Here is an 11509-nt window from a genome sequence, read left to right on the forward strand (position 1 = left end):
TCTATGTAACAATCACATTTATTTAACTTTAAATTTGACATTATTATATCATTTTACAATATAAGGTATGCTTAGGAAACTAAGATATTTATTTTTGAAATAGGTTACGGTATAATATTGCAGTATCCATAATAGGCATTATATATATTTCACTAAAATAACTAATTGCACTCTAGTTAGTTTGAATATATAGATTAAAAAGTTCAAACAAAAAGGGGGACATTGCATATGCCTCAAAATCAATCAAAAATACCTCGCGCTACATTAAAACGTTTACCTTTATATTATCGATTTGTTAATTCATTAAAAATTAAAGGTATTGATCGCGTGAGTTCTAAAACAATTAGTGAGGCTTTAGATATTGAATCAGCTACGATAAGAAGAGATTTTTCTTATTTTGGTGAGTTAGGTAAGAAAGGATATGGCTATAACGTTGAGAGTCTTTTAGAATTCTTTAAAACGGAGATTAGCGATAGTAATAATATTCACATTGCTATTGTTGGCGTAGGGAATTTAGGACGTGCATTACTTACTTACAATTTTTCAATACATGATGAAATGACAATTATAGCTGCATTTGATATTGATAAAGATATTGTTGGTACAACAGTTGGAAAAGTGACAGTAAAGCATATTGATGATATTTCATCTGAACTTCAAAAACAGAATATTAATGTAGTGATTCTTACTACACCAGGAAGTGTGGCACAATCTGTTTCAGATCGACTTATTAAGGCAGATGTAAAAGGTATCTTAAACTTTACTCCTGCTAGAATTGATGTGCCAAATGATGTTCAAGTTCATCATATCGATTTAGGTATCGAATTACAATCACTATTATTCTTTATGAAAAACTCTTCAAATTAATATTAAATTATTTTTTAAAGCTACAATGCATTTGCATTATAGCTTTTTTTATAAATATATTAATTCAATGGAAAATATTGAAATAGGTTAGTTAATCCATTATAATACCTTAGTAAATCAATCGGGAAAGGGTGTTTTATTTGATTTGGATGATTATTAGTGGATTAATCGTTGGCCTATTATTAGGTTTTGTTATGCAACGTACACGTTTTTGTCTTACTGGCGGATTTAGAGATATGTATGTTCAAAAAAATAATAAAATGTTTTATGCTTTGTTAGTGGCAATTACAGTACAAAGTATAGGCTTACTAGTTTTAACTGGTTTTGATGTATTAACAGTTTCTTATCAAACATTTCCAGTAATAGGTACGATTATTGGTTCATTTGTGTTTGGTATTGGTATAGTATTAGCTGGCGGATGTGCAACTGGCACATGGTATCGAGCTGGGGAAGGATTAATTGGTAGTTGGGTTGCTTTAATTATGTATGCTTTATCAGCAACAATTACCAAAGCTGGAATTCTATTACCTTTAATGAATAAAATTAATAAACCAACGAATGTAAATGCTAGTATGTCACAAACGACAGGGATACCAAGTTGGATATTAGTTATTATATTAACAGGTGTAACATTATTCTTAGTTATCCGTACATTACGTAAACCAAAACCCAAAATTGCTGTACCCAAATTAAAGCAAAGATATTCAGGAATACGACATTATTTATTTGAAAAGCGCTATCATCCATTTGTAGCTGGAATTATTGTAGGATTGATTGCTTTATTAGCATGGCCTATGAGTTATTCTACTGGACGTGAAGATGGATTAGGTATCACTACTCCATCAGCACATATTGTTCAATTCTTAATGAGTGGAGATTTAAAATTTATCGATTGGGGCGTTTTTTTAGTATTAGGTATATTTATTGGATCATATATTGCTGCTAGAGGAGCAAAAGAATTTAAATGGCGTTTACCAGATAAAATTACTATTAGAAATAGTGCTATTGGTGGTATATGCATGGGATTTGGTGCTTCAGTTGCTGGCGGTTGTTCCATTGGTAATGGATTAGTGGCGACTGCAACACTAAGTTGGCAAGGTTGGATTGCTTTAGCATCGATGATATTAGGTACATGGTTTATGAGTTACTTTATTTTCGTAAGACCAATGAAACAAATTCAAAAACAAACAGCTCAATCTACTCAAATATCTAAACAAACTCAAACAACTTAATTATTGGAGGACTGAATATGTTATACGAATTAGGAACTGTTGGAATGGTATGTCCATTTCCACTTATTGAAGCACAAAAGAAAATGGAAACATTAAAAAATGGTGACGAATTAAAAATAGACTTTGATTGCACTCAAGCAACTGAAGCAATTCCAAACTGGGCAGCAGAACAGGGGTATCCTGTAACAAACTATGAACAACTTGATGATGCTTCATGGACAATCACAGTTCAAAAAGCTTAAGTTTTTCTTTATAAATGTAATGTAATATGACAAATTGTGTCATTTAATCTTACGTGTTTTTGCTATTCTTAAAAACTATTAATATGATGTTTTTTAAGGAAGTGGTAAAAATGAAGATGGATGACACAATTTTTTTATTTCTGTGTATTTTATTAGTTTGGTTAATGACACCGGGATTGAGTTTATTTTATGGAGGCTTAGTTCAACCTAAAAATGTTTTAAATACAGTGATGCAAAGTATGGCCGCTATCATTATTGTTACGTTTACATGGGTGGTCATTGGGTTTTCTCTTAGTTTTGGTCATGGAAATGATTGGATAGGTAATTTTGATTTTATTGGTTTGCAACATGTAGGATTTAATACGAATGTTCAATTTAGTCCACATATTCCGTTTGCCTTATTTATGTTATTTCAGATGATGTTTTGTACCATTGCGGTTTCCATTTTATCAGGTTCAATTGCTGAGCGAATGAGATTTATTCCTTTTACCATTTTTATATTTATATGGGTAATTATGATTTACAGTCCTGTAGCCCATTGGGTATGGGGCGGTGGTTGGATTCAACAACTTGAGGCTTTAGATTATGCTGGAGGTACTGTGGTACATATTACATCAGGAGTATCAGGATTAGTATTAGCAATAATGATAGGTCACGGAAAAAAAGTAGAAAAACTACAGCCGAATAATTTACTTATTACACTTATAGGTGGTATTTTTGTTTGGATAGGATGGTACGGTTTTAATACAGGAAGTGCGTTTACTTTAAATGATATAGCAGTGATATCATTTGTAAATACTATCATCGCTGCAAGCGGAGGAGCATTTAGCTGGTTGATTCTTGAATACTTTTCTAATAAAAAGTTAAGCTTACTTGGTTTATTATCAGGTGTACTGTCAGGACTCGTAACCATTACACCAGCAGCTGGATTTGTAAACTACTTAAGTGCATACATTATCTCTATGATTGGTGGTATAGCATGTTATTTTGTGGTCAATTCTATAAAAGAAAAATTAAGATATAATGATACACTTGATGCCTTTGGTATTCATGGTGTTGGGGGTGTGATTGGTGCAATATTGACTGGCGTATTTCAATCACATAAAGTTAATAAAGATATATTAGATGGATTAATCTATACTGGTCATTTACATACTATATGGATACAATGTATTGCAGTTGTAGTAGTAGTCGTTTACTCGATTATTATAACTTTTATTATTGGAAAGACATTATCAATTTTTATGTCCCTTGCTACGACCGTTGAAGAAGATATGACAGGTTTAGATCAACTTGTGCATGGTGAAAAGGCATATTTTTATGGGGAATTAAATAAATTACATAAAAGGTATTGATATATATTTAAAATGTTAAAGTTTCATTAGTAAAACAGTATTTGAAGATAATCACGATATGATAAAATTAATATTATGTTGATATTAATTTAGATGATTAGTCTATTGAAAAACATATCAGATATTGCAAAGTTTGCGGGAGTATCAAAAGTACAATTTCCCGCTTTTTAAATTATAGATTGTAAAGTCTTAAGACTAATTACCGTTACGATATTAAGTGATAAAATTAATACTAATGATTTAGGAGGACTAATATGACTGAGTGGTCAAGAGTACAACGCTATCGTCGTATTGAAGATGTGAACAAAGATGAATTAGAAGCGTTAAAGCATCGAATAGAACAATCAAGGTATCGTCAACACTTTCATATTCAACCTGAAACAGGTTTATTAAATGATCCTAATGGATTGATGTTTTATAACGGAACATACTATGTATCTCACCAGTGGTTTCCATTGGGTGCTGGGCATGGACTGAAATATTGGTTTAATTATACTAGTAAAGATTTAGTGACATTTGAACCAAATGGTCCTATATTAAAGCCTGATACGATTTATGATAGTCATGGGGTATATAGTGGAAGTGCTTTTGAATTTGAAGGAAACTTATATTACATGTATACAGGTAATCATCGAGATGAAGAATGGAAAAGATATTCGAGTCAAATGATTGCAAAAGTAAAACAAGATGGTTCAATCGAAAAATTAAATAAGCCTGTGATTGCTCATCAACCTGAAGGATATACAAGTCATTTTAGAGATCCAAAAGTATTTAAACATCATGAAGAATATTATGCAATATTAGGTGTCCAAACTCAACAAGAATTAGGACGTTTACTTTTGTATAAAATGATACATCGACAGATTGACCAATGGGAATATATTGGAGAAATTACAACCGAACTAGAAGATTTTGGCTATATGTGGGAATGTCCAGACTATTTTAGTTTAAATGGACAAGATGTCATTATTTTTAGTCCTCAAGGTATTGATGCAAAAGATGAAAAATATAGAAATATTTATCAATCTGGATATCTAATCGGTAATTTAAATTTCGATACATTAGAATTCAAACATGATACATTTATAGAACTTGATAATGGTTTTGATTTTTATGCGCCACAAACGTTTATAGATGAATATGGTAAGCGTATTTTAATTGGATGGATGGGATTACCAGATACTCACTATCCTACAGATGAAGAAGATTGGGCACATTGTTTAACGATACCTAGAGAGTTAACAATCGAAGAAGGACGGTTACGCCAACGTCCTTTGAAAGCGTTAGAGACGTTACGTCAAAATAAAGAAACAGCATTAGGTTATGCTAACAAATATAATACAACACTTCATCCTTACGAAGGTACGCAATATGAGCTTATTATTAATATTTTAGAAAATGAAGCAACAGAAATATATTTTGAATTAAGAGCATCTAAGTTAAATTCAACATTAATTTCTTATAATACTAGGGAGCAAAAGATTACATTCGATCGATCAGAAAGTGGTGCATTACCTAGTAATGTTGAAGGTGTGACAAGATCTACATATTTAGATTCGCCATTAAAGCAATTACACATTTTTGTGGATACGTCAAGTATTGAAATTTTTTGTAATGATGGAGAGCGTGTCTTAACGTCAAGAATTTTTCCTGATGAAAATGCTACAGCAATTCGCACATCTACAGAAACAGGTCAAGTTTATTTAAAATTTACTAAATATGACTTAGGGAGAGATAAATAAATGAGGAAGTTATATGCTATTGGTGAAGCATTAATCGATTTTATTCCAAATAGAACAAATATTGAACTTAAAGATGTAACGCAGTTCAGTCGACAAGTTGGCGGGGCACCTGCTAATGTGGCAAGTGTGGCTAAAAAATTAGGTCGTAGGACAGAAATGGTTACACAATTAGGTAATGACGCTTTTGGAGATATTATCGTAGAGACGTTAGAGAAAATAGGCGTTGGTACAACATATATTAAACGAACACATGCAGCTAATACTGCACTCGCATTCGTTAGTTTAAAAGAAAATGGAGAACGAGATTTTTCTTTTTATCGTAAACCATCAGCTGACATGCTTTATCATGCTTCGAATTTAGATGAAATTAATATTTCTAATCAAGATGTTCTACATTTTTGTTCTGTTGACTTAATTGAATGTGATATGAAAAATGCACATCTTGCTATGATTGAAAAATTTGAAGCGGCTCATGGGATGATAGTGTTTGATCCAAATGTTAGATTACCATTATGGGATAGCGCAGAAGCGTGTAAAGCGACTATTCAGTCATTTCTTCCAAAAGCAAATATCATTAAAATTTCAGATGAAGAAATTGAATTTGTTACTGAAATAAGTGATGAACATAAAGCGATTCAATCTTTATTTAAAGGGAATGTTGAAGTAGTTATCTATACACAAGGAGACAAAGGAGCAACAGCCTATTTAAAAGATGGGACAATTATTCATCATCAAGGGTATAAAGTTGAAGCTGTTGACACTACTGGTGCCGGAGACGCGTTTATTGGTGCAGTCATTAATAGAATTTTAAATACAGAATTAACAGACATTACTTCTCTATTTAAAGAAAAAGGAGAAGAAATTTTAAAATTTAGTAATTTAGTAGCTGCAAAAGTAACTACTAAATATGGCGCTATTGAAAGTATTTCAAGTTTAGAAGAAGTTATTGAAGAACTTAAAAAAAGAAATTAAGAAACCCCTTCAGATATTAAAATGAAGGGGTTTTAATATTATATCTTTTTAACATTACGTACAGAGGCATAGCAATGCTCACCATTTCTGAAAGTTACAATTCGTTCTTTAGAATCGACTGAATCGATATTATGACGATTTACAACAAAACTATTGTGACATCTGAAAAAACGATCATCGAGTTGTGCTAATTCTTTAAGATTTCCGTAGAATTCAATCTGACGGTTATCAAGATGTGCAATTAAACGATGGGATTTTGTAGACGATTCAAAGAACATGACATCATCATATTGTACATATATTGAATTGCTACCACGCTTTAATTCAATTGTTTCAACATTGCTTTCTTTTGAAAGTAATTTTAAACGTGTATGAGCAGTTTCAATGCAATCTATTATTCGCGTTTTTAGTTGATTAGGATCATCTTTAAAAATAAAATCCATTGCAGATACCTTATAGACAAATGTTAGGTAAGTGAGTTCACTATGACTTGTAACAAAGATGATATTCCCAATAGGATCATACTTTCGAATTTCACTTCCAAGTTTAATACCGTTAATATCAGCTTCCAATTGTATATCTAAAAAATAACATCCAACATCATTCATTTCTTTTGACTGTTCAATAATTTCATAAGGATCATCTGTCGCTAACGCTATTTCCATCGGTTTTTCTTCAATCATTATATAGTTGTTAATAATTGAAACCATATTTTCACGTTGTTTCACATCGTCTTCACAAATGAATATTTTCATTTTCTCACATCCTTATGGCATATTATTTATAATTTCTACTTTTTGAACGAAGTAGCCATTTTCTATAGTCGTATCAAGTAACACGTTTTCAGTAGTATCAGTAATTTCTTTTAAAGTCGTTAGACCAAGTCCTCTGTTATCTCCTTTAGTTGAAAAGGAGTCTTGAAATAATTCATGGATTTTCGGCATATCTTCTTTACATTTATTCATAACAATAAACATAACTGACGTTTCGACATTGATGAATGCAATTCTAATTAAGGCATCTTCTAATTCTTCTGAAGCCTCAATAGCGTTATCAAGGATAATCCCAATGATACGACTTAAATCAACCGTATTCATCTCAATATGATCAATTAACTCTGGCACCTCAATACTAATAGGTATATTTTTTTCTTGAGCTTGTAAAATTTTAGTTGTTATCAATCCTTTAATAGCACGCACTTTTAAATTATCAGTACCATTAATTTTGATTGAGTTCATTTGAAGGTTATCTTTCATAGGAACAATATTGTTATTAAAATATGTCTTTAAACCATCCATATCATTTTCTCTTATGTATTCTGACATTGTAGTAAGAATATTGACATAATCATGTCTAAACTTACGCATTTCATTATTAATCGATTCTATTTGTAGTGTGTATTCATAATACGTTTCAATTTCTTCCATATTACGTCTGTATCGAAGTTCACGTAGTGTATATCTAGAAATTATAATGATTAAGGTGATAAAAAATATAATTATTCCAATAAAAATTAGCCCATAAATTTTTAAAGAAGCATTATTAATTCTAGGTGTTTGCGAATATATTAGTAAAATGATAAATGATGAAACTAAAACAATTGTAATAATAATTAAATAAGTTTTATTAATAGATAGATAGGATTGCTTAAATTTTTTAAATACAATTTTAAAAGTATAAGCAAGAATAATAGAGATTAATGAAAACAAAGTTAAATACATCATTAAAATTAAATACTGATTATCTAATGTATTTTCAATAAAAATTATTAAAAAGAAAACGATAAAATTACTTAAAAACATTAATATTGCGCTGCCCAAAACTGTGATTATAGAATAAAACTTTATTTTATAATAAAAAAATATTCCGCAACTGATAAGTAAATATAATATAGATATACTTCCGAAAAAATGATACAAAAGAGCAGAAGGGATTATAATCGCTAAAACGATTAAATAATCCCTTGTTTTATATTTAATATTTGAAACTATTTTAGCAATTATAAAAAGGAGAAAACCTTGAAATAAAGCTAAAGGTACATTAGATAATAAATCCATGGCACACACACTTTCTTAAAATACTATCTTTCTAAATTTGTTAACTCTTTAGGAACTTCTGGTTCATCAAAATAAGTTGCACAAGGTGAATAAGAAGCAAGTGTACCAACAGTTTCTAAGATTAATGAGAATAGTTTAATGAATAAATCTGTAATAAATGTCATAATTAATAATCCTCCTTAGGAAAAAAGAATGGTAATAGTGTTGTACTTTCAAGTATCATACCTAATAAAATTAATTGTTTATATGGCTCTGGTACTATAATAGAAATAATGATTAAAACCACTACTAAAATAATAGACTTTATTTTTTTGCGAGGTTTTAGTCGTTCGGGTATGGGTTGTTTCTTAGTGGCAGCTGGTGCATAAATAATAATCAGTAATAATGCAAGGCCACTAACACTATACATGATACCCATATTAATATGATAGTAAGCAATGAGCCATGGTAAACCAACAAATAAGATTAAATTTTGAATATGGCATAGCAAAGTAGACTTTGCATGCGCCCCGTGTGCATTGTGTCGAATTAAAAAATAACTAATGTGTGTGATTAAAGTATACAAAAATGTATGGAATATGAGCGCAGCACCATATGTCACAATTGTTTTAGCAATATTACTAACAACCACTTGCATGCCTAATCGTACTTTTAAGAATTGGATATGATCAAGGTTGTTTTTCTTCTGTAAATAAGATGCAAAGTGCTCAATTTTATCATCAATTGCTTTCAATATTGTGCCACTCTCCTTGACTATATTATACAATTTTGTGCAATTAGTCTGTAAAATAATGCTTAACTGTTAAAATTTAATACTTAACTGTTAAAGTAATTCGATAACTCATATTTTACCATATAAAAATAAACAGTTTAGTAGAAAAAGTTGCAAGTTAAGAAATTTTTAATTACTTAAATGAATGTTATGTTTTAATATACTCATATCACATTAAAGTGATATCAACTTAATAATCTTAGTCTTTAAATTGTTAGTCTTTGTTTTATTCGAATAAATCTTTTTTTGATTTTGTTAGTAGTTGCGAAATTAAAAGTTGATTTATCGATGAGTTGTAAGGAATGTTTGTGTAATTTGACTATGTATTTGTGATGATCGAGACCAATGGGTTATTCGATAATATCGATTTTCATAGTAAAATATTTCATTTATTTATTTCTTCGTGTAGTTCCATTCATTAATAAGCTATCCCAACTTATTGATGAGAAATGCATAAGACTCGCTGAAGTGTTAACTCAGTAGAAAATAATTAACTTAGCTATTCTGAATAGAAGGTAATTATTTTCAATATGCAAGCTATCATAACATTGTTATGCAATGTAATTTTTCATAATTAATAACATCCCCAAAAGATTGAAAAATAACTGTAAAACATTCCCTTAATTAAAAGTCGTGAGTCTCTCCCAAGCTCACGACTTTTTTTATTTATATAAATGAGGTTTTAAATTTCTAAAGATTGGAATAGCATCTCTTTGGCGTGATACTTCTTGAATGTTGATATCAACTGAAATAGTAGCTTCTTCTCTGTTTAACTCAACAAGAATATCTCCATTAGGATTGATAACCATTGAATGTCCAGCGTATTCAGTATTTCCATCATGACCTGTGCCATTACATGCGACGATGAAAATATCATTTTCTATCGCTCTAGCTTGAAGTAAACTTCTCCAATGATTAAGTCGAGATGTTGGCCATTCGGCGACATAAAATGCGATTTGAGCACCTTCTCTAGAGGGATATCTTAGCAATTCAGGAAATCTTAAGTCATAGCATATAATTTGAGTGGCGAGCGCACCTGATGATAAAGTAAATGGTTCTGGAACTGTTTTTCCATCTTCTAAAAATTCTGGTTCATTTAGCATTGGAACTAAATGAACTTTATCATATTTGTTAATACGACGACCTTCTTTAGAAACAGTAAAAGCAGTATTATAAACTTTATTATTTCGTTTATTTGAAACAGATCCTGCGACGATATCAACTTGATATGTTTGGGCAAGATTCGAAATAAAAGGACAACTACGTGATAATGCTTGATCTGCTTTTTCATTTAATTCTTCTAAAGCATAGCCATTGTTCCACATTTCTGGTAACACAACAACTTCAGTATCAGCATCTAATTGAGTATTAAACCATTCTGAAATTTTTTGTTCATTTTTCTCAACATCTCCATATTCGACATAAAATTGGAATATTTGTATTTTCACTTTAACCACTCCTCAACCTGCTTAATAATTTCAATTTACTAAATTTGGCTATGAAAAGCAAAATGAAGCACATTACAATTAAAGTAAAATAACTTAATTGAAATATGCTTCATTGATAAGTTTAAATTTATTATTTTTTAATAATAAATCGTTGATCAGTAGGGTGAATTTCTTTTTCACCAGCTTGTTCTTCAATATCTCCAAATGGCATTTGTGCTACAAGTTTCCATGATGCTGGAATATCAAATGTTTGTGTTGTAACTTGATCAACTAGTGGATTATAGTGTTGTAACGATGCACCGATACCTTTTGAACTTAGTGCAGTCCAAATGGCGTATTGATGCATAGCATTTGTTTGAACAGCCCAGTTAGCAAAATTATCAGCATATGATGGCATTTGTTCTTGTAATGATTTTATCACATCTTCATCTTCAAAATATAAAATAGTTCCGTAGGCATGCTCGAAACCATTAATTCTTTGATCTGTAGGTTCAAAGTCGCGATCTGGTCCCATTACATCTTTGAGTACAGTTTTAGCATTTTCCCAGAATTTAATATGTTGATCGTTAAGTAATAAAACAATACGTGTTGATTGTGAATTAAAAGCTGAAGGCATATATTTTACAATATGTTCAATCATTTCCTCTAATTCTTCATCGCTAATAGAAATAGATGTTTTAGTTTTATAAATTGTACGTCTATTTTCAATTTCAGTTAGAAATGGTTTTGTGTTTTCTTTATCAAATAATTCCATCTTATAATCTCCTTTTTTTAATATATTTCTTGTATAAAATTTATACTAGAATAAGTAAATTATTATAT

Annotated in this window: 12 protein-coding genes and 1 pseudogene; 7 read left to right on the forward strand and 6 right to left on the reverse strand. The window is 30.3% G+C overall.

Annotated features, from left to right (window positions below):
* Positions 1-228 precede the first annotated feature (228 nt).
* The 7 genes and pseudogenes from CD034_RS00440 to CD034_RS00465 all read left to right on the forward strand — a co-directional run bounded on the left by CD034_RS00440 (position 229) and on the right by CD034_RS00465 (position 6410).
* Positions 229-867: a redox-sensing transcriptional repressor Rex gene (locus CD034_RS00440; RefSeq protein ID WP_049431152.1), complete on the forward strand. Its 639-nt coding sequence runs from the start codon at positions 229-231 to the stop codon at positions 865-867.
* A gap of 143 nt (positions 868-1010) precedes the next feature.
* Complete coding sequence (locus CD034_RS00445) at positions 1011-2099, forward strand: YeeE/YedE family protein (RefSeq protein WP_172457926.1); 1089 nt, start codon at positions 1011-1013, stop codon at positions 2097-2099.
* A 17-nt stretch (positions 2100-2116) separates the two neighbouring features.
* Positions 2117-2341, forward strand: a complete 225-nt coding sequence (locus tag CD034_RS00450; protein WP_002448268.1) for a sulfurtransferase TusA family protein — start codon at positions 2117-2119, stop codon at positions 2339-2341.
* A 110-nt stretch (positions 2342-2451) separates the two neighbouring features.
* Positions 2452-3696 carry an ammonium transporter gene (locus tag CD034_RS00455; RefSeq protein WP_002448259.1) on the forward strand — a complete coding sequence of 415 codons (1245 nt, stop codon included), beginning with the start codon at positions 2452-2454 and terminating at the stop codon, positions 3694-3696.
* 105 nt (positions 3697-3801) lie between these two features.
* Positions 3802-3869: pseudogene (locus CD034_RS11525) on the forward strand (LacI family DNA-binding transcriptional regulator); the annotation flags it as partial.
* A gap of 81 nt (positions 3870-3950) precedes the next feature.
* The gene (locus CD034_RS00460) at positions 3951-5438 is read left to right on the forward strand and encodes a sucrose-6-phosphate hydrolase (RefSeq protein WP_103288021.1); all 1488 of its coding nucleotides are present in this window, start codon (positions 3951-3953) and stop codon (positions 5436-5438) included.
* Positions 5439-6410, forward strand: coding sequence for a carbohydrate kinase family protein (locus CD034_RS00465; protein WP_103288022.1), 972 nt, complete (start codon positions 5439-5441; stop codon positions 6408-6410).
* 38 nt (positions 6411-6448) lie between these two features.
* Here CD034_RS00465 and agrA read toward each other — a convergent pair whose 3' ends face one another.
* The 6 genes from agrA to CD034_RS00495 all read right to left on the reverse strand — a co-directional run bounded on the left by agrA (position 6449) and on the right by CD034_RS00495 (position 11441).
* Positions 6449-7165 (reverse strand): quorum-sensing response regulator AgrA, encoded by a 717-nt coding sequence (agrA, locus tag CD034_RS00470; protein WP_002455088.1) that lies wholly within the window; start codon positions 7163-7165, stop codon positions 6449-6451.
* Positions 7166-7177: 12 nt separating this feature from the next.
* Positions 7178-8467: a quorum-sensing sensor histidine kinase AgrC gene (agrC, locus tag CD034_RS00475; protein WP_049431162.1), complete on the reverse strand. Its 1290-nt coding sequence runs from the start codon at positions 8465-8467 to the stop codon at positions 7178-7180.
* Positions 8468-8490: 23 nt separating this feature from the next.
* Positions 8491-8631 carry a cyclic lactone autoinducer peptide AgrD gene (gene agrD / locus CD034_RS00480; RefSeq protein ID WP_049417668.1) on the reverse strand — a complete coding sequence of 47 codons (141 nt, stop codon included), beginning with the start codon at positions 8629-8631 and terminating at the stop codon, positions 8491-8493.
* Positions 8632-8633: 2 nt separating this feature from the next.
* Positions 8634-9200 (reverse strand): accessory gene regulator AgrB, encoded by a 567-nt coding sequence (locus tag CD034_RS00485; protein ID WP_002455090.1) that lies wholly within the window; start codon positions 9198-9200, stop codon positions 8634-8636.
* Positions 9201-9901: 701 nt separating this feature from the next.
* On the reverse strand, positions 9902-10687 hold the full coding sequence (locus tag CD034_RS00490) for a carbon-nitrogen family hydrolase (protein ID WP_002488076.1): 786 nt from the start codon (positions 10685-10687) through the stop codon (positions 9902-9904).
* Between the two features lie 130 nt (positions 10688-10817).
* Positions 10818-11441 (reverse strand): nitroreductase family protein, encoded by a 624-nt coding sequence (locus CD034_RS00495; protein ID WP_002448275.1) that lies wholly within the window; start codon positions 11439-11441, stop codon positions 10818-10820.
* Between the last annotated feature and the right edge of the window lie 68 nt (positions 11442-11509).

The sequence above is a fragment of the Staphylococcus hominis subsp. hominis genome, assembly GCF_002901845.1.
Lineage (GTDB): Bacteria > Bacillota > Bacilli > Staphylococcales > Staphylococcaceae > Staphylococcus > Staphylococcus hominis.